The organism is Allobrachymonas sp., from assembly GCF_041912815.1.
Taxonomy (GTDB): Bacteria; Pseudomonadota; Gammaproteobacteria; order Burkholderiales; family Burkholderiaceae_C; genus Brachymonas.
Genome location: NZ_JAYRLV010000001.1, coordinates 50,639 through 73,023 on the forward strand (window position 1 = coordinate 50,639; position 22,385 = coordinate 73,023).

22 protein-coding genes and 1 riboswitch are annotated in these 22,385 nt (G+C 63.4%); of the genes, 11 read left to right on the forward strand and 11 right to left on the reverse strand.

The window, feature by feature from the left end:
* Positions 1-2 precede the first annotated feature (2 nt).
* Together ACE3P9_RS00230 and ACE3P9_RS00235 are read right to left on the reverse strand one after the other, a co-directional pair.
* Positions 3-920: a PP2C family serine/threonine-protein phosphatase gene (locus tag ACE3P9_RS00230; RefSeq protein ID WP_374490761.1), complete on the reverse strand. Its 918-nt coding sequence runs from the start codon at positions 918-920 to the stop codon at positions 3-5.
* A gap of 113 nt (positions 921-1,033) precedes the next feature.
* Complete coding sequence (locus ACE3P9_RS00235; protein ID WP_374490763.1) at positions 1,034-1,969, reverse strand: serine/threonine protein kinase; 936 nt, start codon at positions 1,967-1,969, stop codon at positions 1,034-1,036.
* A 97-nt stretch (positions 1,970-2,066) separates the two neighbouring features.
* Here ACE3P9_RS00235 and ACE3P9_RS00240 point away from each other — a divergent pair, with 97 nt between their 5' ends.
* The 4 genes from ACE3P9_RS00240 (at position 2,067) to ACE3P9_RS00255 (ending at position 6,335) form a co-directional block, all read left to right on the forward strand.
* Positions 2,067-3,017: a YicC/YloC family endoribonuclease gene (locus ACE3P9_RS00240; protein WP_374490765.1), complete on the forward strand. Its 951-nt coding sequence runs from the start codon at positions 2,067-2,069 to the stop codon at positions 3,015-3,017.
* A 19-nt stretch (positions 3,018-3,036) separates the two neighbouring features.
* On the forward strand, positions 3,037-3,684 hold the full coding sequence (gene gmk / locus ACE3P9_RS00245; protein WP_374490767.1) for a guanylate kinase: 648 nt from the start codon (positions 3,037-3,039) through the stop codon (positions 3,682-3,684).
* A 15-nt stretch (positions 3,685-3,699) separates the two neighbouring features.
* A complete protein-coding gene (gene rpoZ, locus ACE3P9_RS00250; RefSeq protein WP_374490769.1) occupies positions 3,700-3,903 on the forward strand; it encodes a DNA-directed RNA polymerase subunit omega in 204 nt (67 codons plus the stop codon).
* Between the two features lie 209 nt (positions 3,904-4,112).
* Complete coding sequence (locus tag ACE3P9_RS00255; RefSeq protein ID WP_374490771.1) at positions 4,113-6,335, forward strand: bifunctional (p)ppGpp synthetase/guanosine-3',5'-bis(diphosphate) 3'-pyrophosphohydrolase; 2,223 nt, start codon at positions 4,113-4,115, stop codon at positions 6,333-6,335.
* Between the two features lie 43 nt (positions 6,336-6,378).
* On the opposite strand, the gene greB is transcribed toward ACE3P9_RS00255, so the two are convergent.
* From greB to thiS, 3 genes are read right to left on the reverse strand one after another with little or no spacing between them, the layout of a single operon-like run.
* The gene (greB, locus tag ACE3P9_RS00260; protein WP_374490773.1) at positions 6,379-6,963 is read right to left on the reverse strand and encodes a transcription elongation factor GreB; all 585 of its coding nucleotides are present in this window, start codon (positions 6,961-6,963) and stop codon (positions 6,379-6,381) included.
* Positions 6,964-6,978: 15 nt separating this feature from the next.
* Entirely contained in the window at positions 6,979-7,764 is a 786-nt protein-coding gene (locus ACE3P9_RS00265; protein WP_374490775.1) for a thiazole synthase, read from the reverse strand.
* Between the two features lie 6 nt (positions 7,765-7,770).
* Positions 7,771-8,001 carry a sulfur carrier protein ThiS gene (thiS, locus tag ACE3P9_RS00270; RefSeq protein WP_374490778.1) on the reverse strand — a complete coding sequence of 77 codons (231 nt, stop codon included), beginning with the start codon at positions 7,999-8,001 and terminating at the stop codon, positions 7,771-7,773.
* A 150-nt stretch (positions 8,002-8,151) separates the two neighbouring features.
* Positions 8,152-8,273: riboswitch (TPP riboswitch) on the forward strand.
* A gap of 96 nt (positions 8,274-8,369) precedes the next feature.
* On the opposite strand from thiS, the gene thiC reads away from it, so the two are divergent.
* The 3 genes from thiC (at position 8,370) to ACE3P9_RS00285 (ending at position 10,977) form a co-directional block, all read left to right on the forward strand.
* Positions 8,370-10,262 (forward strand): phosphomethylpyrimidine synthase ThiC, encoded by a 1,893-nt coding sequence (thiC, locus tag ACE3P9_RS00275; RefSeq protein ID WP_374490780.1) that lies wholly within the window; start codon positions 8,370-8,372, stop codon positions 10,260-10,262.
* Between the two features lie 126 nt (positions 10,263-10,388).
* A complete protein-coding gene (locus tag ACE3P9_RS00280) occupies positions 10,389-10,583 on the forward strand; it encodes a DUF2892 domain-containing protein (protein WP_374490782.1) in 195 nt (64 codons plus the stop codon).
* 37 nt (positions 10,584-10,620) lie between these two features.
* Entirely contained in the window at positions 10,621-10,977 is a 357-nt protein-coding gene (locus tag ACE3P9_RS00285; protein WP_374490784.1) for a carboxymuconolactone decarboxylase family protein, read from the forward strand.
* A gap of 105 nt (positions 10,978-11,082) precedes the next feature.
* Here the strand turns inward: ACE3P9_RS00285 and ACE3P9_RS00290 are convergent, their stop codons facing one another.
* Complete coding sequence (locus ACE3P9_RS00290) at positions 11,083-13,224, reverse strand: ATP-dependent DNA helicase (RefSeq protein WP_374490786.1); 2,142 nt, start codon at positions 13,222-13,224, stop codon at positions 11,083-11,085.
* Between the two features lie 109 nt (positions 13,225-13,333).
* On the opposite strand from ACE3P9_RS00290, the gene ACE3P9_RS00295 reads away from it, so the two are divergent.
* Both ACE3P9_RS00295 and ACE3P9_RS00300 read left to right on the forward strand, forming a co-directional pair.
* On the forward strand, positions 13,334-14,146 hold the full coding sequence (locus tag ACE3P9_RS00295; protein WP_374490788.1) for a PP2C family serine/threonine-protein phosphatase: 813 nt from the start codon (positions 13,334-13,336) through the stop codon (positions 14,144-14,146).
* A 274-nt stretch (positions 14,147-14,420) separates the two neighbouring features.
* Positions 14,421-16,103: a phosphoethanolamine transferase gene (locus ACE3P9_RS00300; RefSeq protein WP_374490789.1), complete on the forward strand. Its 1,683-nt coding sequence runs from the start codon at positions 14,421-14,423 to the stop codon at positions 16,101-16,103.
* A gap of 85 nt (positions 16,104-16,188) precedes the next feature.
* Here the strand turns inward: ACE3P9_RS00300 and dusA are convergent, their stop codons facing one another.
* Together dusA and ACE3P9_RS00310 are read right to left on the reverse strand one after the other, a co-directional pair.
* Positions 16,189-17,211 carry a tRNA dihydrouridine(20/20a) synthase DusA gene (gene dusA / locus ACE3P9_RS00305; protein WP_374490791.1) on the reverse strand — a complete coding sequence of 341 codons (1,023 nt, stop codon included), beginning with the start codon at positions 17,209-17,211 and terminating at the stop codon, positions 16,189-16,191.
* A 113-nt stretch (positions 17,212-17,324) separates the two neighbouring features.
* Positions 17,325-17,600: a metal/formaldehyde-sensitive transcriptional repressor gene (locus tag ACE3P9_RS00310; RefSeq protein ID WP_374490793.1), complete on the reverse strand. Its 276-nt coding sequence runs from the start codon at positions 17,598-17,600 to the stop codon at positions 17,325-17,327.
* An 82-nt stretch (positions 17,601-17,682) separates the two neighbouring features.
* Here ACE3P9_RS00310 and dmeF point away from each other — a divergent pair, with 82 nt between their 5' ends.
* Complete coding sequence (dmeF, locus tag ACE3P9_RS00315) at positions 17,683-18,690, forward strand: CDF family Co(II)/Ni(II) efflux transporter DmeF (RefSeq protein ID WP_374490795.1); 1,008 nt, start codon at positions 17,683-17,685, stop codon at positions 18,688-18,690.
* Between the two features lie 51 nt (positions 18,691-18,741).
* Here dmeF and ACE3P9_RS00320 read toward each other — a convergent pair whose 3' ends face one another.
* The 3 genes from ACE3P9_RS00320 to thiM all read right to left on the reverse strand — a co-directional run bounded on the left by ACE3P9_RS00320 (position 18,742) and on the right by thiM (position 20,895).
* Positions 18,742-19,269: a GNAT family N-acetyltransferase gene (locus ACE3P9_RS00320; protein WP_374490797.1), complete on the reverse strand. Its 528-nt coding sequence runs from the start codon at positions 19,267-19,269 to the stop codon at positions 18,742-18,744.
* A gap of 82 nt (positions 19,270-19,351) precedes the next feature.
* Complete coding sequence (thiE, locus tag ACE3P9_RS00325; protein WP_374490799.1) at positions 19,352-20,038, reverse strand: thiamine phosphate synthase; 687 nt, start codon at positions 20,036-20,038, stop codon at positions 19,352-19,354.
* Entirely contained in the window at positions 20,035-20,895 is an 861-nt protein-coding gene (gene thiM / locus ACE3P9_RS00330; RefSeq protein ID WP_374490801.1) for a hydroxyethylthiazole kinase, read from the reverse strand. Before thiM ends, thiE begins: the two co-directional genes overlap by 4 nt.
* 296 nt (positions 20,896-21,191) lie before the next feature.
* Here thiM and ACE3P9_RS00335 point away from each other — a divergent pair, with 296 nt between their 5' ends.
* Positions 21,192-22,379, forward strand: coding sequence for an LD-carboxypeptidase (locus tag ACE3P9_RS00335; protein WP_374490804.1), 1,188 nt, complete (start codon positions 21,192-21,194; stop codon positions 22,377-22,379).
* Positions 22,380-22,385 lie beyond the last annotated feature (6 nt).

Genomic DNA, 22,385 nt, shown 5'->3' on the forward strand with positions numbered 1-22,385 from the left:
AGTCAGTTCTGTTCGTTCTTCTTGAGAGGGCCGCCTCGCTGGATGGCGGCATTGATTTCGGCAATGGAACGCTCGATGTCGTCTTCGTTGAGCTCGTTTTCCGTCTCGCTGTCCCAGCCTGCAGCCTGGATCGTGGAAGCAAACACCCCATCGAGGATGCTGTCGGTCACGACTTCCGCACCCTCGGTGGCAGGCATTTCCCAGCTCAGCGCCAGGGCGGTGGTATTGTCGCACCCGGGGCCACCGCGACGCAGGGCCTCTTCCACAAGATCAGGCACGCATTCGGCCAGCGGCTTGTCGATATTGGATACGCCCTTCACCACATCCTCGTCACTCATGGTGCCCCACAGGCCATCCGAGCACAGCAGAATGCGATCGCCCTGCTGCAGCAGCATGGGCAGGGACACATCGAAGATCGGCCGGCTCGGAGATCCCAGGCAGGTGAAGAGCACATTGCGGTTGATGTGCATGGACTTGGTCACGTAATGCTCACCCTGCTCCATGTAGCTGTGGTCGCGCGTGCGCACCAGCAGACTGCCGTTCCGGATCATGTAGAGCCGCGAATCACCGCAGTGCACCCATGTGGCATGCCCTTCCTGCACGATGACCGCCACCAGCGTGGTGCGGGGCGTATCGGGCATGTCGGTATCCCCCGCATACCGCAGAATCTGATGATGCGCGTTCATCAGGGCGTTCGAGAGAAACTCCGCAGGTTTGCGCACAGTGGGCTTGGCTTCGGCCTGGAACTGGGCTGCCATGGACTGAAGGGCAATCTGGGCCGCCACCTCCCCTTCCACATGCCCACCCATGCCGTCCGCGAGCACGAACAGGGCTGCATCACGGGTATAGCAATAGCCCATGCGATCTTCGTTCTTCTTGCGACCGCCGCGGCGGCTGAGCTGGAACACGCTGAATTTCATGCCTGCCTCTTTTGTTGTCGGACCCTGTCACACCCATTGCCGGGCATGTTGCTTGAATGCGCCGATCCCCTGAAATACAGGCCACGCCTCTGTTTCCCGCCGAGCACGGCCCGTTACCGCACACTCAGATATTTCTGGGAATAGAGCCTCAACCCATCCGCTTCAAGCTCCTTGGTCAGCGCATGCACTGATTGTGGCCGAGAAAGAGGATCAAGTGCCATGCACCACTCCACCATCTCGATGAGGGAATCGGAATAGATGCGCCGGACCTTGGACAGTGCCAGAGTCAGGCGATCCTTTTCGAGACGCTGCGGTGCCGCGTTGGGAGGGTAGCCCAGCATGCACACGAACATGCACGCACCAATGGCATAGATGTCGGTCCAGGGCCCCAGCTCCCCCTTGCGCCGGTACATCTCAGGAGCAGCGAAGCCCGGAGTGTACATGGGGCGGACGAAATTGATCTCGTGATTGATCACCTCGCGCGCAGCCCCGAAGTCGATCAGCACGGCACGGTCCTCGTTGGTGATGAAGATATTGGCCGGCTTGATGTCGAGGTGCAGCATGCGGTGCTGGTGCACGATGCGCAGCCCGCGCAGCACTTCCTCGAACAGCGAACGGATGGTGGCCTCATGGAATACGCGCGGTTTCTTGAGCGATCGGGCAGTAAGAATGAAATCCTGCAGGGAAGCCCCTTCAAGCAGGTTCATCACCATGTAGACCGTTTCGTTCTCACGGAAGAAGTTGAGCACCCGCACGACGGAGTCGTGCGAAATCTGTGCCAGCGCACGCCCTTCCTCGAAGAAGCTCTTGAGCCCGAGGCGGTACAGGGAAATCTTCTCGGGCTGGATCACCGGCACGAACTGACCGACTTCCCGCGTGCAAAGCGCTGCCGGAAGGTATTCCTTGATGGCCACACGACGCCCTGCGGAATCGATGGCGAAATACACCAGCCCGAACCCCCCCGCAGCAATCTGCTTGACGATCCGGTAGTCCCCCAGCTGGGTGCCAGGTGCCAGCGGTGCGGGCTTGACTTTGGCAACAGTGGTCATGGTGGGCTGATCGACACGAAGGACAAATGCGCGAAGGCTATACTTGGCACACCCTGCGCGGCCTGCGGCTGCATACGGAATGCCTAGTGAGGAATGAATGCCAGTTTACAGCATGACAGGCTACGCGAGCCTGCAAATCCCGGTCGTCCCTTCGGCAACCGGCAGCGACAGCGCCAAATCCGTCACGGAATCCGAGCATGTCTGGCAGCTCACGCTGGAACTGCGCAGCGTGAACAGCCGTTTCCTCGACCTGGCCTTCCGCCTGTCCGATGAGCTTCGTCCGTTCGAGTCGCTGGCACGTGAACAGCTGCAGCGGCGTCTGCATCGCGGCAAGCTGGAACTGCGCGCCTCGCTCGAATATGGCGGCACCGCCAGCGGCGCCGCAGCCGACATGCCTGCCGTTGCAACGCTTCAGCGACTGGCTTCCTGCGAAGAAGCCATTCGCTCCTGGATGCCGCAGGCCATGCCGCTGTCGGTCGCTGACGTCCTGCGCATTGCCGGCACCGCCCGCCCCACCCTTCCCATGGATGCCCTGTCCCGGACTTTTGCATCTGCCGTGACCGCCCTGCTCGACCAGATGCAGCAGACCCGTGCCACCGAAGGCAAACAGCTCGCCGACAGCCTGCTGGAACGGGTAGATGCCCTGCGCACGCTTGCCCGCGAAGCCGAACCGCTGATCCCCCAGCTGGTTGCCCAGCAAAAGCAGCGTTTCCTCGACCGCTGGAACGATGCTCTGCAGACCGCTTCCCGGCAGGGCCACATTCCGGAAACAGCCGAGGAGCGGGCACTGACCGAGGCCACGGCCTTTGCCATCCGCATCGATGTGGCCGAAGAGCTGACCCGCCTGCAGGCACATCTCGATACCATCGAGAAGCACCTGCGGGACGGAGGCGAGCTGGGCAAGCGGATGGAGTTCCTCATCCAGGAACTGCACCGTGAAGCCAACACACTGGGCTCCAAATCCGCCTCCCTGGAAACATCCCGCATCTCCGTGGACATGAAGGTCCTCATCGAGCAGATGCGCGAGCAGGTCCAGAACATCGAGTGATCCACCATCCCACGTCATCATGACCGCAGTTTCTTCTTGCAGCGCCCGGGAATATCCGGGCAATCTCTTTGTCGTTTCCGCTCCGAGCGGAGCCGGAAAATCCAGTCTCGTCAGGGCTCTCATGGAGGTCGATGGAGGCGTGCAGGCTTCCATTTCCCACACCACCCGAGCTCCCCGCGGACAGGAAAAGCATGGTCGTGAATACTATTTCGTCGATGGCTCGACCTTCGACCGCATGGTGCAGGAAGGCGATTTCCTCGAATGGGCCAGCGTGCACGGCAACCGCTATGGCACCTCGCGTCAGGCAGTCGAAGCCCGCATTGCCGCCGGAGGCGATGTGCTGCTCGAGATCGATTTCCAGGGCGCATTGCAGATCAAGCGGATTTTTCCCCACGCCGTGCTGATCTTCATTCTTCCCCCCAGTCTGGAGGAATTGCGTGCCCGCCTGGAGCGTCGCGGAGAAGACAGCTCGGACACCATCGAACAGCGTCTTGTCAACGCCGAGCACGAGATGCAGCAGGCCCAAAATTTCGATTTTGTTATAATCAACGAATCATTCGAGCGTGCGCTCTTCGATCTCAAGAGCATCGTGCACGCCCAGCGTCTCAAGTTCGTTGCGCAGCTCCGCTCCAAGGCGGATGTTTTTGCGCAGCTGCGCATCAATTGACAGGAGTGTCCCCTCATGGCCCGCATCACTGTGGAAGATTGCCTGGAAAAAATCCCCAACCGCTTTCAGCTCGTGCTCGCAGCCACCTATCGTGCCCGCATGCTGAGCCAGGGCCACACCGCCAAGGTGGAAAGCCGCAACAAGCCCGGTGTCACTGCCCTGCGTGAAATCGCAGAAGGCAAGGTAGGCCTCGAAATGCTCAAGAAGGTTCCGACCTGAGCTTTGCGCATACGCTGCGCTTTGAAGCCACCGTCCAGGGCACCTCGCGAGGTGCCTTTTTGTTGCCTGATCCACGCAGCCTGTCTACCCTGTGCACGCACTCCTGCATGGGAGAGTCCTGTCGAGCAGGCAGAGTTGAGGTTAAGATTCCTGACATAGGCGCCGAACCGCTGCATGGGGTAGTCAGGACGGCGTGCACTGTTTCCACCATGGTCAATTCCGCCGCCGAAAATGCTTCCGCCGCCAGTTTTGCGGCGCTGCTCACCAAACTGGACTATCTGAGTCCAGAAGACATAGCGCGCGTACGCAAGGCCTACAAGCTGGCGGACCGCGCGCACCTGGGGCAGATGCGCAAGAGCGGCGAACCGTACATCACCCATCCGATCGCGGTCGCTGCACAGTGTGCCGAGTGGAAGCTCGACGCACAGGCTCTCATGGCTGCCCTGCTCCATGACACCATGGAAGATACGGGGGTCACCAAGGCTCAGCTCACGGAAGAGTTCGGTGCCCATGTGGCAGACCTGGTCGACGGCCTGACCAAGCTCGACAAGCTCCAGTTCAGCACCCGCCAGGAAAATCAGGCAGAGTCCTTCCGCAAGATGCTGCTGGCCATGGCCAACGATGTACGCGTCATCCTGGTGAAGCTGGCCGACCGCACGCACAACATGCGCACGCTCTCCGACATGAAGCCGGAGGCACAGAAGCGCATAGCCGCAGAGACGCTCGAGATCTACGCTCCCATCGCCAACCGACTGGGTCTGAATCGTGCCTACCGCGAGCTGGAGGATCTGTCCTTCAAATACCTGCATCCGTGGCGCTACCAGACGCTGGTGAAGGCCATCGAACGTGCCCGCAGCCGCAGGCGCCACCTTGTGCAGGAAGTTCAGAAGAACGTCGAGAATGCCTTTGCGGCAGCCGGGCTGCATGCCCGCATCAGCGCACGCGAGAAGACCATCTATTCGATCTACCGCAAGATGGATACCAAACGGCAGAGCTTTGCCGACCTGTACGACATCTACGGTTTCCGCATCATCGTGCCGACCAATACCGACTGCTATATCGCACTCGGCATCCTGCATTCGCTCTACAAGCCAGTGCCCCAGCGGCTCAAGGATTTCATTGCCATTCCCAAGGACAACGGCTATCAGTCCCTGCACACGACGCTGGTGGGCCCGGCCGGCATCCACGTCGAGTTCCAGATGCGTACCGACGCGATGCACCAGGTAGCAGAATCGGGGGTGGCTGCCCACTGGCTCTACAAAAGCCAGAACGAACAGACCCTGCAGGCCACGGCAGACGGCAAGGACGCCAAGCCAGCCAACTGGCTCAAGAGCCTGCTCGACATCCAGAAGGAGACACTGGATTCCAACGAGTTTCTCGACCATGTGCGGCTCAACCTCTTTCCCGAGGATGTGTTTGTCTTCACACCCAAGAACCGCATCATGTCGCTGCCGCGGGGAGCGACGGTGATCGATTTTGCCTATGCCATTCACAGTGACGTGGGGGATCAGGCTGTCTCGGCTGTCGTCAACAACCAGCCGGCTGCCTTGCGTACCGAACTGCACAGCGGAGATGTCGTCAAGGTGATGACCGATCCCGACTCGCGCCCCAAGCCTGCATGGCTGAGCTTCGTGCGCACGGCGCGGGCGCGCTCGCGCATCCGCAACCATCTCAAGATCCAGTCCGAGGCCGAAGCCAAGGTGCTGGGCCGACGGCTGCTCACCCAGGCCTACCGGGCCGAGGGCATGGAGCAGCTCCCGCCCGACGACGATGCACATCGCAGCGTCTGGGAAAAGCTGCTGCGCTTTGCCAACAACAAGACCCTCGATGACCTGTTTGCCGACATTGGCCACGGCAAGCGCATCACCAGCGTGATTGCCAAGCAGCTCGCGACGCTCATGACCGAAATGGGGGAACGTCCCGATGCCGTGCTCATGTCCATGGAACGCTACAGCCAGGACGAGCAGCACTACAAACCGACCATTGCCCTGGACGGCAGCGAAAAATCGTCGGTCAAGTATGCCTCCTGCTGCCATCCGCTGCCCGGGGACCAGATCGTCGGCTATCTGGGACGCGGAGAAGGCCTGATTGTGCACACGGCCGACTGCAATGTGGCCAAGCGGCTCAAGACACGCGACGGCGAGCGCTTTGTGCCCGTGGAATGGTCCGACCACATGGAAAGCCGCTTTGCCACTGCGGTGACGGTGACCATCCACAACCGTGTGGGTGCCGTGGCCAGCGTCACCATGGCGATTGCCAATGCCGATGCCAACATCGGGTACATCAGCATGTCGGACGACATGAGCCAGGAGGTGATGGATCTGCGCATGATTCTGCAGGTGCGGGATCGCCAGCATCTGGCCCATGTCCTGCGCGCCATTCGCCGCGTGCCATCCGCCATCCGTGCCATGCGGGTCAAGACCACCTCCTAGTCCACGCTCTTCATCGGGATATCTGCAGGCAGAGAGGAGACGGTCAGGAGGCCTCGGGAGGGTTTCCGTATGGCGCGGGATACTGCACATCGATCACCTCGATGTCGCGGATGCCGGCCGGCGTGTGCAGTGGCACCACGTCCCCTACCCGTGCACGCAGCAGTGCACGGCTGACGGGAGCGATCCAGCTGACCTGTCCCTGCAGGTTGTCGACCTCGTCGATTCCCATGATGGTGACGGTTTTCTCCTCGCCATCTTCCTCCATATAGGTCACTGTGGCCCCGAAGAAGACCTGGTCACTGCCGTGGTGGACGCTGGGGTCGGTGACTTCGGCCTTTTCGAGTCGACGGGTCAGAAATCGGATGCGTCGGTCGATTTCTCGCAGGCGCTTCTTGCCATAGAGATAGTCGCCATTCTCGGAACGGTCGCCATTGGCGGCAGCCCAGTGCACGATGTCCACGATGCGCGGACGCTCGTCGTCGATGAGCTGCATGAGTTCGGCACGCAGGCGCGCATAGCCCTGGGGAGTCATGTAGTTGCGGGTTCCGGTCGGCAAGGCAGGCAGGCCAGCGCCTTCGTCGTCCTCATCGTCCTCGCGATCTGATTCGCGGGTGAATGCCTTGTTCATGCTTCGCTCTCCGCTTCAGAGCAGGAAGGGACGTCCCGTCACGGGCGTGCTGGCCACAGCCATGTCCTGAGGCGCAATGAGCCCGGCTTCGAATCCCGCCCTCCCCGCCCGAATGGCATCGCGGAAGGCACCAGCCATTTTCACGGGGTCATGGGATTGAGCCACGGCCGAGTTGAGCAGCACCGCATCGAATCCCAGTTCCATCGCCTCGGCGGCATGGGATGGCGCCCCCAGCCCAGCGTCGACCACCAGTGGCACGTCCGGCAAGCGGGCACGCAGGGTGCGCAGCGCCCATGGATTGAGCAGCCCCTGTCCGGATCCGATGGGAGCCCCCCACGGCATGAGAATGCGACAGCCCACATCGAGCAGCCGCTGGCAGCTCACCAGATCGTCGGTGCAGTAGGGAAATACCTCGAACCCTTCGCGAACCAGCGCATCGGCCGCCTCTGCCAGCTCGAAAGGGTCGGGCTGCAGCGTCTGCTCGTCGCCGACCACTTCGAGCTTGATCCAATGGGTGTCCAGCAGTTCGCGCGACATCATGGCCAGTGTCACCGCTTCGCGTGCGCTGCGGCAGCCGGCGGTGTTGGGCAGCAGCCGTACACCGGTGGAGCGCACCACCTCCACGAATCCGTTGTCGGTGCGGGCGTGAGGATCGGCTCCGAGCTGCCGGCGCAGTCCCAGAGTGACCACTTCGGCGCCCGAGGCCATGATGGCCTCACGCAGGTTATCGGGCGAAGGATACCCCGCCGATCCCAGGAAAAAACGGCTCTCCAGAGCCGCATCGGCAATCTGCCAGGTCATGGTGACTCACCCTCCGACTATGGCCTGAAAGCACGTCACCACATCGCCTGACTGCAGGGCCGTGCCTGCGCGCAGGGTGCGCGGCACGAACTGCCCATTGACCGCCGTGGCGTGCGTATCGGGCGCAATGCCCTGCTGCACGAGCAGCTCTTCGAGCGAGCATTGCCCTACCACCACCAGGGGCTGATCATTGAGCCGTATGTGCATCGCGGGCTGTTCCGTGTCGATCGTCGACATGCCTTCATCCTTGTGCAAAGCGCCAATGATAGCGGGGGATGGCCGCGCAGGGATCTCCGCAGAAAGAGCCGCCCCACGCCCGTCGCATTCTGCGGGGCAGGAGGAGAGGACGGCATGCCGTTTTGTCACGTCCGACTTTGTGCATACAATGCAAGCGCTCCGGGGTGTTTGTGGCGTCCGTTCGCGGAAGAGCCACAGGCTGAGATGGCTGACGCCGAACCCGCGAACTTGACCCGGCTCACACCGGCGGAAGGAGAGCCTGCCCCCTGACCTGCAGATGCCCATGCCCCTCCTGGCATCCCCATGCATGCAGCAGTCCGGGCGTCCGGCCACTTCGGAGCACTTCTTTCCCACCCCGGAGATTGCCCATGAACGCGCCCGACCAGATTCCCGCCCCACCCGCAGACCTCAACGCGCTGCTGACTCTCACCCGCGATCCGCTTCCCGCCTCCCGCAAGACCATGGAGCCGGGGACCATGGCGGGAGTTTCCGTGCCCATGCGCGAGATCAGTCTCACCAATGGCGAGACGGTCACGGTCTATGACACGTCCGGCCCCTATACCGATCCTGCAGCCACCATCGATGTGCGCCACGGTCTGCAGGGTGTGCGCAACGCATGGATCGAGGCCCGAGGCGACACCGAATCCTACGAAGGCCGCCTGCACCACATCCTCGACGATGGGGGCAAGCTCGATGACCGGGATGCAGAGCGCATCGACCAGCTGCGCCGCGAGGCAGCTGCCCTGCAGCGTCAGCCCCGCCGTGCCATGCCGGGTGCCAACGTGACGCAGATGCACTATGCACGCAAGGGCATCGTGACGCCGGAGATGGAATACATCGCGATCCGCGAAAACGGCAAGCGTGCCTGGATGGCCGAGTACCAGGCCGATCTGAACCGCGAAATGCGTCTGCAGGGCAATGGGCTGGGCGCACAGATTCCCCGGATCATCACACCCGAATTCGTGCGTGATGAAGTGGCCCGGGGACGCGCCATCATTCCGGCCAACATCAACCATCCCGAGATCGAACCCATGATCATCGGGCGCAACTTTCTCACCAAGATCAACGCCAACATCGGCAACAGTGCCGTGACCTCCAGCATCGAGGAGGAAGTCGAGAAGCTGGTGTGGGCGATCCGCTGGGGGGCCGACACGGTCATGGATCTCTCCACGGGCAAGAACATCCACACCACCCGCGACTGGATCATCCGCAACTCTCCTGTACCGATCGGTACCGTGCCGATCTATCAGGCCCTGGAAAAGGTGGGCGGCGTGGCCGAGGACCTGAGCTGGGAGATCTTCCGCGACACGCTCATCGAGCAGGCCGAACAGGGGGTGGACTATTTCACCATTCACGCCGGACTGCGTCTGCCCTTCATCCACCTCACCGCCAACCGCCGCACGGGCATCGTGAGCCGTGGGGGATCGATTCTGGCCAAGTGGTGCATCGCCCATCATCAGGAAAACTTCCTCTACACCCACTTTGAGGACATCTGCGACATCATGAAGGCGTATGACGTCTCCTTCAGCCTTGGAGATGGCCTGCGCCCGGGCAGCAACGACGACGCCAACGACGAAGCACAGTTCGCCGAGCTGCGTACCCTGGGCGAGCTGACGCAGATTGCCTGGAAGCACGATGTGCAGACCATGATCGAAGGCCCCGGACACGTGCCCATGCACATGATCCAGGCCAACATGGACGAACAGCTCAAGCACTGCCACGAAGCCCCCTTCTATACCCTCGGCCCCCTGACCATCGACATTGCTCCTGGCTACGACCACATCACCAGCGCCATCGGCGCAGCCATGATCGGCTGGTTCGGCACGGCCATGCTCTGCTACGTGACGCCCAAGGAACACCTGGGCCTGCCCGACCGCAATGATGTCAAGCAGGGCATCATCGCCTACAAGATCGCTGCCCATGCCTCCGACATTGCCAAGGGGCATCCGGGCTCCCGGGCTCGGGATTCGGCCATCAGCAAGGCGCGGTTCGAATTCCGCTGGGCCGACCAGTTCAATCTCAGCCTCGATCCCGACACGGCCCGCGACTTCCATGACGAAACCCTGCCCAAGGACAGCAGCAAGGTGGCGCACTTCTGCTCCATGTGCGGCCCCAAGTTCTGCTCGATGAAGATCACGCAGGAAGTGCGCGACTACGCCGCCCAGAAGGAAGCCCTTGAAAAGGGCATGGCCGAGAAAAGCGCCGAGTTCATCGCCGGAGGCGGCGAGATGTACGTTCCGGTCGAAGACGCAAAGTCTTGATCGAAACCAAATGCCCTGCAAGAAGATGATCCTTCGCGGGGCATTTTTCCTGGACGGGTCCTGACCCGTCTTTTTATCCCCTTATAATTTACTTCAATGTAAATTGTTTCGAACGAGGAGAACGTCATGAACGAAGGTGGTCTGGATCGCGTGATTCGTGTCGTGGTGGGGCTGGCGCTGGTACTCGGCACGCCCCAGCTGATGGGATACATCAACAGCAATTGGGCATGGATCGGTGTGGTGCCCCTGCTGACCGGGGTGCTGGGTTTCTGCCCTGCCTACAAGCTCCTCGGCATCAACACCTGCCCGATGAAGAAATAAAGACTGCACGATACATCCAAGGACAGAGGAACATTCCATGAGCATTCCCGAGTACAAGTCCCACATCCGCGACATTTCCACGGGGCTGGCTGTCATGCGCAGCCACCAGCCTGACGTGATGAAGGCCTTCAACGACCTTGCGGGCGCTTCCACGGCGGCCGGCACGCTCGACACCAAGACCAAGGAACTGATTGCGCTGGCGCTGGGTGTGGCAGGACACTGCGATGCCTGCATCGGCTTCCACATCAAGGCTCTGGTCAAACTGGGTGCCACGCAGGAAGAAGTCGAGGAAGCCTTGGCCGTGTGTGTCTACATGGGAGGGGGGCCGTCTCTGATGTATACGGCCAATGCTCTGGCAGCCTTCCGGGAGTTTTCCGCTGCAGCGGCTGCCTGATTCCCGGTTCCTGCAGATTCCTTGCATCGCCCCTGTCTGCCTTGGCAGCCAGGGGTTTTTTGCTATCTGCCCCGCAAGCATGCCGGCCTCAGCCCTGCGGTGTGTTCAGGTGTTCCCGGATACCGCAGGGTCAGTGCGCTGGGCAGCCAGATCCTTCAGGCAACGCGCAAATTCCTCTTCCGAGGCAAGGCGCCGCATCGGGGGCAGCGCCTTGAGCAGACGTGCGCCATAGCCCATCTGTGTCAGACGACTGTCGCACACGGCCAGAATGCCGGTATCCGTTTCGCTTCGGATGAGTCGCCCTGCCCCCTGCTTGAGCATGACGGCCGCTTCGGGCAGAAAGTATTCCTTGAAGGGGCTTTTGCCCTGGGCTTCGAGACGATGGGCGCGCGCTTCCACCAGCGGATCGTGGGGGGGAGGAAACGGCAACTTGTCGATCACCACCATCTGCAGCGCCTCGCCGGGCACATCCACTCCCTCCCAGAACGAGGCGGATGCCACGAGCACGCAGCCGCGTTCTCCATCGCTGCCGGCACCCTGGCGGAACCGCTCGATCAGGCGCCGCTTGGTCGATTCACCCTGGATCAGCACCTCGATGCGGCCTTCCGGCTCCAGACTGGCACGCAGGGCCTGACCGATGATGCGCAGGGTCCGCAGCGTCGTGGTCAGGACCAGCGTGCGGCCGCCCAGCGCACGCGCTGCCCGAGCTGCAAAGACGGCCACGGCCCCGGGATGGGCTGCATCGCCCGGACGCACGAGCGGTGGGACATAGAGACTGGCATGCCCGGCATAGTCAAAGGGACTGGCCACCCGCAGTGCCGGCACGTCCTGGAGGCCGCACGGCTGGGTGAACCATCCCAGACCGGATTCGTCCCCCAGCGTGGCTGAAGTGAAAATCCAGGCACGGTGGGCATCGTGCTCTTCCTGCTGGGTTGTGTGGTGGGCCTCCTGTGCATCGGATGTGTCGGATGCGGGGTCGCCTGCATCGGCGCGAGGCAGGTGCAGCACCCGGTCGCGCATGGTCGCGGCAATGTCGAGGGGAGCCTGCATCATGCGCAGCCCGCCCGCCACCTCCACCCAGCGCACGGCATCGACTGGACAGGGGCGTCCGAACGCTTCCAGGCGCTCCTGCAGCAACTGTGCCCGCTGCATCAGCCGCCCGAAATCGGGGGCCAGCTCAGTGACAGTGTCGAGTGCAGGCACCAGAGCCTCCAGTGCGCGCCTCAACACGCCCAGGGCGTCATACCACTCGACTTCATCGAGTCCTTCCGGGGTGGGTTCGGTCCAGCGCAGACGGGCGCCAGCGGGCATGCGTCCAGCCACGAGCCGCAGATCGCGTGCGGCCCGCTCCAGATTCCCGCAAAGGGTCTGCCATTCCACCAGGCCCCGTGCGAGCTGCATGCCGGCTCCGAGGGTGTCCCGACAGAAATCGAGCAGCTGCGAGGTGCCCAGCTGGTGTCCCAGAAACATCACGCCCGTTTCGTTGAGCTGATGGGCCTCATCGAAAATCACGGTCTGTACGGTCGGCAGGAGCTCGGCCATGCCCGATTCGCGCACGGCCATGTCGGCAAAGAACAGGTGGTGGTTGACCACGACCACATCGGCCTCCAGGGCCTCGCGCCGCGCCTGGTTGACGTAGCAGCTCCGGAAATCGGGGCAGTTGCTGCCCAGACAGTTCTCGCGCGTGGAGGTGGCCAGAGTCAGGGCCGGCGAACGCTCGTCCAGTCCGTCGAGTTCCGCCAGATCGCCACTGCGGGTGGACTGCACGAAGCGCTCGATGCGCGCGAGCGTGTGCTGCACCGCAGGTTCCACCGCCAGCATGTCCTGCCGTGCCTGCCGCAGCCGATGGGTGCAGACATAGCTCGAACGCCCCTTGAGCAGCGCCAGCCGCACCGGCAGCCCCAGAAGATGGCAGAGGTAAGGCAGATCGCGTGCGAACAGCTGATCCTGCAGGTTCTTGGTGGCCGTGGACACCAGAATGCGCTCGCCGCTCAGGAGCGCGGGCACCAGATAGGCGAAGGTCTTGCCCACACCGGTGCCAGCCTCGACGACGAAGGCGCCTCCGTGGGCGATGGTGCGCGCGACTCCGAGCGCCATGTCCAGCTGTCCGGGGCGGGGACGGTAGCGCGGATTGTCCGTCGCCAGCGGCCCCTCGACCGAGAACACGCCGGCCACCCGCTCCCGGAGCGCCTCTGCCCCGGCCCGTGGAGCCGCAACTTCCCGATCGTGTGCGGATTTTTCTGCCATACTGAGAGAGACCCTCATCATCCGATTCTGTACACCCCATGTGTGCAGAAAGAGCATCATTGTGCCAGTCCCCCCGTCCAGAGGGGGAATGTTCCCGTCCCTGCCCCGCATGAGCAATTACCGCATCAACATCGCCACCGCCATCCACAAGGGGGATCGCGAGTACCAGCAGGACCGTGTCCAGGTGATCCAGCATCCCTACAACAAGCAGTGCCTGCTGGTCCTGCTGGCCGATGGCATGGGCGGTCGCAGCGGTGGGGCGCTGGCCTCGGCCCAGGTCATCGACAGTGGACGCCAGCTCCTGCAGCAGTTCGATGTCGACCACGACAATCCGCAGGCGCTGCTGCGCCAGCTGGTCATGGATGCCCACTCGGTCATCCGCATGCTCAACATCAGCAGCGAGCACGAGCCGCACACCACGGTGGCGGCCTTTCTGCTCATGCCGTCGGGGGAGTGCTTCTGGATCCACAGCGGAGACTCCCGGCTCTACCATTTCCGCCGTGGCGCCATGATCTGCCGCACGCGGGATCATTCGTATGTGCAGAGTCTGCTCGACGAAGGCAAGATCACCGAAGCCGAGGCCTACCATCACCCCAAGAGCAATCTGCTCGTCTCCTGCCTGGGGGGACCCGAACAGCCCCGTTTTGGCGAGCAGAACCGGGGACAGCTGGAACCCGAAGATGTCATCCTGGCCTGCTCCGATGGGCTGTGGGGCCATGTCAGTGACAAGGAGATGGCCAAGATCACCTTCTCGCTCTCGCCCACCCAGGCCTGCCAGCAGCTCACCGAGCTCGCGCGCAGCCGGGGGCACGGAGTGGGAGACAACCTTTCCATGGTCATCCTCAAGACCAGCCCGCCCGACAACAAGCCGGCTGCACATCTGCCCGAAACCACCGACCGCATGCTGAATTTCGAGTGGTGAGCGGTGTGGCATGCAGGAGGAGGCGCACATGCCTGCCGCTGCGTGCTTTTTGACCTGCATTGTCCCAGATGGTGGCAATTTGTTTCATTCTCGGCAAAGTGGACGTGCGTGCGGATCGCGATAATCAGACAAGCTGATTCGATTCTTACCGTATGGCCTCCAGCTGGTTCTGGCTGGTCGTACGCATTCTGGCGCGACAGAACCGATCGGTTTGCGGCTCATGCCCATCGCGATGCGGCATGCATCCTGTCGCCCACGCCTCCTCTTCTCCTCCATGACTGCTACGCTGCCTGCCGCTTCGCCGGCATTTTTCAGGACTTCCCGCTCGCCCCTGTGGTTCGCCATGATCTCCAGTCTCTGGATGGCGACGGTGGGCAACATGGTGCTGTGGCACAACCTCTTCAGCCTGCCGGAGCAGGCGGCCAATGTGGAGGGCATTCTGTTCGCTGTCGGGTTTGCAGTGCTCATCGCCTGCCTGAACATGCTGGTGATGATCCCGCTGGCCTGGCGCCCACTCATCAAGCCGGTGTCCGTGCTTCTTCTGCTCACGGCAGGATTCGGAGCCTATTTCATGATGCAGTACAACATCGTGATCGACGGCGACATGATCAACAACGTGCTCCAGACCGATGTGCGCGAAACGCGGGATCTGCTCAACTGGCGCATGCTGGTGGTGGTGGGCATCGTGGCACTCCTGCCGACTGCCTTTTTCTGGCGCATTCCGGTGGCGCGTGCGGCATCGGTGCTGGGGCATCTGGGTCGGCTCGCGGTGGCCTGGGTGGCTGCGCTGGTGATCTTCGCCATGACGCTGCTGGCCTGCTACCAGCCCATGGCCTCGCTGATGCGCAACCACCATCAGATCCGCTACACCATCAATCCGCTCACTACCGTGTATTCGCTCGTGGAGGTGACGGTCGTGCACCGGCTGATCAAGCCCCGGCCCTTCCAGGACATCGGGCAGGACGCCACCCTTGGACCGGCGTATGCCGATCCGGCCCAGAAGCCGCCGCTCATGGTGCTGGTGCTGGGCGAGACGGGCCGGGCCGGCAACTTCTCACTCAACGGCTATGACCGTGACACCAACCCGCTGCTGGCCAAGGACGGCGTGCTGAGCTTTCACAATGTGTGGTCCTGCGGCACGAGCACAGCCACGGCGGTGCCCTGCATGTACTCTCATCTGGGCAAGGTCGCCTACGAGGCCCGCGACAAGGACTACGCCACGCTCATGGACGTGCTGCAGCATGCGGGCCTGGCGGTGCTGTGGATCGACAACCAGCCGGCAGGCTGCAAGGGCGTGTGCGACCGGGTTCCCCATGTCATGACGTCTGGACTCAAGGACCCTGCCCTGTGTCCACGTGGCGAATGCATGGACCAGATCATGCTCAAGGATCTGGATCGGCGTATTGCGGAGCTGCCTGCCGAGCGCCGTGCCAAGGGCATCGTGATCGCCATGCACCAGATGGGAAGCCACGGCCCTGCCTATTCCGAGCGGTCCGACGCCTCCACCAAGAAGTTCCTCCCCGAGTGCACCACCAATGTGCTGCAGGACTGCCCGCATGACCAGCTCGTGAATGCCTACGACAACTCCATCGTCTACACGGACAAGTTCCTGCACGATGCCATCGGGTGGCTGCGCACGCAGTCCGCCACCCATGCCACGTCCCTGCTCTATGTGGCCGATCACGGGGAATCCCTGGGCGAGAACAATCTCTACCTCCATGGGCTGCCCTACTCCATTGCCCCCGATGTGCAGAAGCACGTGCCCATGATTCTGTGGCAGTCGCCCGAGTGGCAGAAGCGCACGGGCACCAGCAATGCCTGTCTGTCACGCCAGCTCGATGAGCGCTATAGCGAGGACAACTACTTCCATACCGTGCTGGGCGCGCTGCAGGTGCGCACAGGCGTCTACCGGCCCGACTGGGACATCACGCACCAGTGCGCCAGCGCGGCACATTGACACCCGCACCGGGCCTGCATCTCTGCGGATCGTGAGGCCCGCCACGACGTGGCATTGCGCCCCCCCTGGTGGATGACACCGGGCTTCAGAGAGCGCTGTGGGAAGGGGCGCTGTCTTCTGGGTCAGGTTCGGCCGCATGGGCCAGGGCCATGACCTGGTGAGGCGGCATGTCCTTGAGGCGGTGGTCACTCCAGACCTGCCGCCACCGGCGTGCACCTCTCAGGCCATGTCGCAGGCCCAGCATGCTGCGGGCAATGGCGTACCAGCCGGTGCCATGGTCCCGGGCTTCACGCTCCATGTAGCGCACCATGGCCTCCTCGACCTGCTCGCGGGTGAGATGGGGCGGGCGCTCCGGCTCGTCTGCCATGAGTCCATCCCAGCGGGACAGCGACCAGGGGTTGTGCCAGGCTTCGCGCCCCACCATGACGGCATCCACATGGGTCCAGTGCGTGCGGATCTGCTCTTCGGTGACGACTCCCCCATTGAGGGTGATGTGCAGCCCCGGAAAATCCTGCTTGAGCTGGTAGACCACCTCGGGGCGCAGGGGAGGAATCTCGCGGTTTTCCTTGGGGCTCAGGCCCTTGAGCCAGGCATTGCGCGCATGGACGATGAAATGCCGACATCCGGTCTCGGACAGCGTCCCCACGAAATCACGCACCAGATCGTAGCTGTCGTCCCGGTCAAGCCCGATGCGGTGCTTGACAGTCACGGGGATGTGCTCCACGGCATCCTGCATGGCCTTGATGCAGTCCGCCACGAGCCGGGGTTCCCGCATCAGACAGGCGCCAAAGGCTCCTTTCTGCACCCGGTCACTGGGGCAGCCGCAGTTGAGGTTGACTTCGTCGTAGCCCCACTGCTCGCCCATGCGGGCACTCTGGGCCAGCATGGCAGGGTCGCTGCCACCGAGCTGCAGGGCCACGGGATGCTCCTCCGCGTTGTAACGCAGATGGCTCTCGGCCGCTCCCCGGCAGATGGCCCCCATGTTGATCATCTCGGTATAGAGGAGCGCATCGTGGCTCAGCAGCCGCCAGAGATAGCGGGCGTGGCGATCCGAGACATCGAGGAGCGGAGCAGTCGACAGGCGTGGGCGCAGGGCTTGGGAACACATGGTGCCGGAGTGTACCCGCTGCCCGCATGCCCGGCACTGCAGAGGGAACGCCAAGGCGGCCACAGCGTGCAGTTCACTGCAGCGCCTCCCTGCCCCCAAGGCAGGGGCACCGTCTAGCGGATGTAGCTGCGCAGCAGCTCGATGAGCTGGCGCGTGTCCTGCTGGCGCTGCTGCGCATCGGCCTGGGGGTCCTCAAGATGGTCGGTGATGTGACCTTCGAGCACTTCAAGCATCAGACCGTTGGCGGCGCCGCGTATGGAGGCAATCTGCTGCAGGATGGACTGGCAGGGTGATTCGGCTTCGAGCGCCTTGCACAGGGCCTGCATCTGCCCTTCCATGCGGCGGGCCCGGGCAAGCAGGCGGGATTTGTCCTTGATGGTGTGGCTCATGGGAACATCATAGCTGCAAGCTGCCGAATCCACATATGGTATAGGGGGGTATACTATTTTCATCCCTCATGCCCTGCCTGCCATGTCATCCATTTCCCTGCGTTCTCCCTGCAAGACCCACCACCATTTCGACACGGGCAATCCCACGGGGGAAAGACACACCCGCATGGCGATGTGGCTGACCGTGGTCATGATGGCCGCCGAGATCACCGGTGGCTGGTGGCTGGGCTCCATGGCCTTGCTTGCCGACGGCTGGCACATGGGGTCTCATGCCCTGGCGCTGGGCCTGGCAGCTTTTGCGTATGCCTACGCCAGAAGCCATGGTCAGGACCCGCGTTTTGCCTTTGGCACCTGGAAAGTGGAAGTGCTGGCGGGCTACACCAGCGCCCTGCTGCTGCTCGGCATTGCGGCAGCCATGCTGGTGGAATCAGCCCTGCGCGTAGTGCATCCGGTGGCCATTCACTACCGGGAGGCCATCGCACTGGCGGTGCTGGGACTGGTCGTGAATCTGGTGTGTGCACGGCTGCTGCATGGCAGCTCCGGACATGCCCACACCCATACGCATGGACACGTGCATGATGCTGAACTGGACCATGGACATACGCAGGCACATGCACACGCGCCTTCGTCTGACCATGGACACCACGACCTGAATCTGCGTTCGGCCTATGTGCATGTACTCATGGATGCGGCGACATCGGTGCTGGCCATCGTGGCGCTGGCTGCCGGATGGTGGTGGGGCGCTGCATGGCTCGATCCCGTCATGGGCCTTGCGGGCAGCGTGCTGGTGGCAAGCTGGGCCGTGGGGCTGCTGCGCCAGTCCGGGCGCGTACTGCTCGATGCCCACATGACCGATCCGGTGGTGCAGGAAATCAGGGAAGCCGCAGCCGCCCTGCCCGCTCCGGCCTCGCTGGCCGATCTGCATGTGTGGCGGGTAGGCAAGGGACGCTATGCAGCCGTGATCAGTGTGCGTGCTCCCGATCCAGCCAGCGCATCCCTTCTGCGTCAGGCTCTGGCCGTGCACGAGGAACTGGTGCACATCAGCGTGGAATGGCTTCCGCCTTCCGAGAGTTCCGCGCCAAGGCCATGAGCCACGGCGCGGGCGCCCGTCGGCACGGCAGGCACACCTCTTGCGCCCTGATCATTTTCCGGTCCACACACGCGTCATCCGGATGGCCGAATCGCCGAAACCGGACATGCCTGCTGCCCTGTCCGGCACGAATCCATGCCGGCACCAGTAGCGTTCGGCGCCCTGCACGGCGATCAGCACGGCCTGCCGGTATCCCAGTCTGTCTCCTTCATCCAGAATGCGCTGCAGGAGCCCTGCGGCCAGATGGTGTCCCTGCCAGTCTGCAGCCACCGCAATGTCGTGCACATACAGGCAATCCGGCGCCGCCGGCGGAAGGTGGGCATGATTCCACTGCGCAGGCATGTCGGTGCGCCAGGGGCATGCGATGGCATAGGCACAGAGGCGTGTCGGTGCCAGCGCGCTGGCCACTGCCCAGCTCAGTGGATGCATGCGGGAAGAAGCATCGCGCTTGGCCTGCAGTACCGCCCCCTTCTCGCGCAGCGCAGGCGCATAGGCCTGTGCCTGCAGCGCGAGGATCGACTCCAGGGGCCAGTCATGCAGGGGCGTCCACAGAAAATCGGAGGCGGGAGCAGAGGTCATGCGTGCATCATGCCGCATGGATCACGAGGATGTGCCTTCAGGACCGCTTGAGCAAAAGCCATGGTGTCGGGCGATGGCGTCTTCATGCGGAAGAAGGGGTGCCATGGCACGCCGCTTGCACGGCACCGAGCAAGCGGGAAGCGGCCTGTCTGGGGTCGTCTGCCGCACAGAGGGCGCGCACCACCGCCACCCCATCGGCGCCGTGGGCGATCACCGAGGCGGCATTGTGCTCGTGGATGCCACCGATGGCCACCAGTGGCAACCGGCTCCCCGCTCGCGCATGGCGCAGTCCCTCCAGTCCCCACGGCGGAGCGGTATCGGTCTTGGTGGGAGTGGCAAATACGGGGCTGATGCCGAGGTAGTCCACCGGAAGCTGCCCTGCCTGGCGCACCTGCTCCAGCGTCTCCACCGACCAGCCGATGAACATGGTCGATGGCAGCAGGCGCCGCGCGTCCTCGGCCGGCATGTCGTCCTGCCCGAGATGCACGCCGTCGGCCCCGCAGGCCAGCGCCACATCGATGCGGTCATTGATGACCAGCGGCACATGGCAGGCAGCCAGCAGAGGGCGCAGCGCACGGGCCTGTGCCACAAAGTCGCGCGTGGAAAGGTGTTTTTCGCGCAGCTGCACGCAACCGGCACCTCCGGCCACGGCAGCACGCACCACCTCATCGAGCGGTCTTCCTGCTGTCAGGGCACGGTCCGTCACCATGTACACCTGCAGCGCCTCCACTCCCCAAGGCTGCAATGCGGGGCGGATGTCCAGGGTCATGCGGGCACCGCCTCCCACCGCAGACGCTGCAGGAATTCGGCCTCGGTCAGAAGCTGCAGCCTGTCCAGAAGATGCACGGCCATGCTGCCCACTCCCTGTTCCTGCGCCAGCGCACGCTCGGCAGCCATCTCGCCTGCGACGGCCATCCATGCCATGGCCGCCAGCGTGGCACGCCAGGCATCGGGCTGGATGGCACAGACGGCACCGACCAGTGCGGACAGAGAACAGCCTATGCCGGTGATCCGGGTCATCCAGACATGGCCGTTGCGCAGCGCCGCCTGCCTGCCCCGGGCGTCCAGAACAAAATCGATCTCGCCACTCACGGCCACCGTACCTCCGGTGCGCCGTGCAAGGCTGCGCGCCGCCTCCAGAGCAGCCTGGGCCTGGGCTGTGCTTTCCACGCCCCGGGTTTTCACCGCGGCGTGCGACATGCTCATGATCTCGGAAGCGTTTCCGCGCACCACGGCGGGAGCTCCCACTTCGAGCAGTGCCTCCAGCGTGCGGTTGCGGTAGGGAGTAGCTCCGGCCCCGACCGGGTCGAGCACCACAGGCACACCGTGGGACCCGGCGGCCTGCATGGCAAGCGCCATGCTGCGTACCCAGTAAGGATCAAGGGTGCCGATATTGAGCACCAGCGCCCCCGCCATGGCCGTCATGTCAGCCACTTCCTCATGCGCATGGGCCATGACGGGCGCTGCACCGGCAGCGAGCAGCACATTGGCGTTGAGCTGCATGACCACCAGATTGGCGATGCAGTGCACCAGGGGAGATGCCTGCCGCACAGCGGCAATGTCGGCCCACAGATCCTGCCCCCGGAGGCAGGCGGAAGGGGAAGAATCAGTCGAGCAAGGTGTCATGACACAGGAAGCAGCAGTCAGGAAGCAGACGCATGGCGCACAGCGGCAAAGTCACTGAAGGCCCGTCCATTCCCGGTGCAGCATGCAGCCGCAGGAGCGGAAGCCATCACACAGTGAACAGACCAGACTGCATTCTAGGTCGAGGGAAGACCGCCTCCATGGCGGGCCCTCCCGGAGGCTTGATGCGGGTCATCCCATCGTGGGGCGGTGGACATCCGGCGGGCATCATTCAGGAACTGCCATGCAAATCGCCACCGGTGCCCCATGCGGGCGCGGAATGACGCAACAATGGCTCCATGTCTTCCATGCCTCTCCCTCTTTCGCAGCACCTGTCGATCTCGCGCCGGACCTGGCTGCAGTTCGGGACGACTGCAGCATGCGCAAGCCTGTGGCCGCTGGCTTGCGGTGCAGCCGAGTCCCCGGAATCTGCAGCGCCCCATCTGCACCTCTTTGCCTGCTCCAATTATCTGGCCCACTCGGAGCGCATCGGCATCGGCCTGCAGCGGCTGCAAAGCGCGGGATTCGTGGTGGACAACACGGCCGCCCTCTATCGGCGTCACCAGCGCTTTGCCGGTACCGATGCCGAACGGGCTGCCGACCTGCAGGATGTCGCACAGGGACGCGCCTCTCTGCCGGCGCTGCTGTTGGGTGTGCGTGGAGGCTATGGAGCCATCCGACTGCTGCCGCTGGTCGACTGGCGCCGGCTTGGCCACCGCATGCGCGAAGCGGGCACCCTGCTGATGGGATACAGCGATGTGTGCGCCGTGCAACTGGCCCTGCTGGCACAGGGGAACATGGGAAGTCTGGCCGGCCCGATGTTTTCCAGCGAGTTCGGCAGCCTGAATCCCAGCCTGTACACGCTGCGCCATTTTGTCGAGACCAGTACCAGCCCGTCCTGCGAGGTACGCGTCGCGATGCAGCCCCCGCCAACCGGCCGTGTGGTGCGCGTCGAAGGCCGCTTCTGGGGAGGCAACCTCTCGGTGCTGGCATCGCTCGTCGGCAGCCCGTGGATGCCGGATGTGCAGGGCGGCATTCTGTTCCTGGAGGATGTGGGCGAACAGCCCTACCGGCTCGAACGCATGCTGCAGACGCTGTACCTCGCAGGGGTGTTCCGCAGACAGCAGGCCATTGTGCTGGGGACATTTCGCTTGGGCAGCGTGCACGATCTGTATGACGAGAGCTACGACTTCGACAGCGTCATTGCCACGCTGCGCCAGCTCACGGGGCTGCCGGTGTTCACGGGGTTCCCGTTCGGGCATATTCACGACAAGGTCACCATGCCGCTCGGGTTTCCAGCCCGGATCGAGGGCACGGAGTCCGGCTATCGCGTGGTCTTTTCGGGGTACCCGACGCTGGATGCCCGGCGGCTCCACCTGCATGCACTGCTGGACTCGGCCACGGAGGTCGATGGTTCGCCTGCCCGAGCGACCTGGCCCTCACCACCAGGGCCGGAGACGGGGCCCAGTTCCACGTCCGAGGAGTGAGTTTCT

Coding starts and splice junctions, on each gene's coding strand:
- ACE3P9_RS00235 (WP_374490763.1), bottom strand. CDS start 1,969: ATGACCACTGTTGCCAAAGTCAAGCCCGCACCGCTGGCACCTGGCACC.
- ACE3P9_RS00320 (WP_374490797.1), bottom strand. CDS start 19,269: ATGACCTCTGCTCCCGCCTCCGATTTTCTGTGGACGCCCCTGCATGAC.
- ACE3P9_RS00280 (WP_374490782.1), top strand. CDS start 10,389: ATGAACGAAGGTGGTCTGGATCGCGTGATTCGTGTCGTGGTGGGGCTG.
- ACE3P9_RS00255 (WP_374490771.1), top strand. CDS start 4,113: ATGGTCAATTCCGCCGCCGAAAATGCTTCCGCCGCCAGTTTTGCGGCG.
- ACE3P9_RS00230 (WP_374490761.1), bottom strand. CDS start 920: ATGAAATTCAGCGTGTTCCAGCTCAGCCGCCGCGGCGGTCGCAAGAAG.
- greB (WP_374490773.1), bottom strand. CDS start 6,963: ATGAACAAGGCATTCACCCGCGAATCAGATCGCGAGGACGATGAGGAC.
- thiE (WP_374490799.1), bottom strand. CDS start 20,038: ATGACCCTGGACATCCGCCCCGCATTGCAGCCTTGGGGAGTGGAGGCG.
- dmeF (WP_374490795.1), top strand. CDS start 17,683: ATGTCATCCATTTCCCTGCGTTCTCCCTGCAAGACCCACCACCATTTC.
- ACE3P9_RS00240 (WP_374490765.1), top strand. CDS start 2,067: ATGCCAGTTTACAGCATGACAGGCTACGCGAGCCTGCAAATCCCGGTC.
- ACE3P9_RS00335 (WP_374490804.1), top strand. CDS start 21,192: ATGTCTTCCATGCCTCTCCCTCTTTCGCAGCACCTGTCGATCTCGCGC.
- ACE3P9_RS00265 (WP_374490775.1), bottom strand. CDS start 7,764: ATGACCTGGCAGATTGCCGATGCGGCTCTGGAGAGCCGTTTTTTCCTG.
- ACE3P9_RS00300 (WP_374490789.1), top strand. CDS start 14,421: ATGACTGCTACGCTGCCTGCCGCTTCGCCGGCATTTTTCAGGACTTCC.
- thiC (WP_374490780.1), top strand. CDS start 8,370: ATGAACGCGCCCGACCAGATTCCCGCCCCACCCGCAGACCTCAACGCG.
- ACE3P9_RS00290 (WP_374490786.1), bottom strand. CDS start 13,224: ATGGCAGAAAAATCCGCACACGATCGGGAAGTTGCGGCTCCACGGGCC.
- ACE3P9_RS00295 (WP_374490788.1), top strand. CDS start 13,334: ATGAGCAATTACCGCATCAACATCGCCACCGCCATCCACAAGGGGGAT.
- thiS (WP_374490778.1), bottom strand. CDS start 8,001: ATGTCGACGATCGACACGGAACAGCCCGCGATGCACATACGGCTCAAT.
- ACE3P9_RS00310 (WP_374490793.1), bottom strand. CDS start 17,600: ATGAGCCACACCATCAAGGACAAATCCCGCCTGCTTGCCCGGGCCCGC.
- rpoZ (WP_374490769.1), top strand. CDS start 3,700: ATGGCCCGCATCACTGTGGAAGATTGCCTGGAAAAAATCCCCAACCGC.
- thiM (WP_374490801.1), bottom strand. CDS start 20,895: ATGACACCTTGCTCGACTGATTCTTCCCCTTCCGCCTGCCTCCGGGGG.
- gmk (WP_374490767.1), top strand. CDS start 3,037: ATGACCGCAGTTTCTTCTTGCAGCGCCCGGGAATATCCGGGCAATCTC.
- dusA (WP_374490791.1), bottom strand. CDS start 17,211: ATGTGTTCCCAAGCCCTGCGCCCACGCCTGTCGACTGCTCCGCTCCTC.
- ACE3P9_RS00285 (WP_374490784.1), top strand. CDS start 10,621: ATGAGCATTCCCGAGTACAAGTCCCACATCCGCGACATTTCCACGGGG.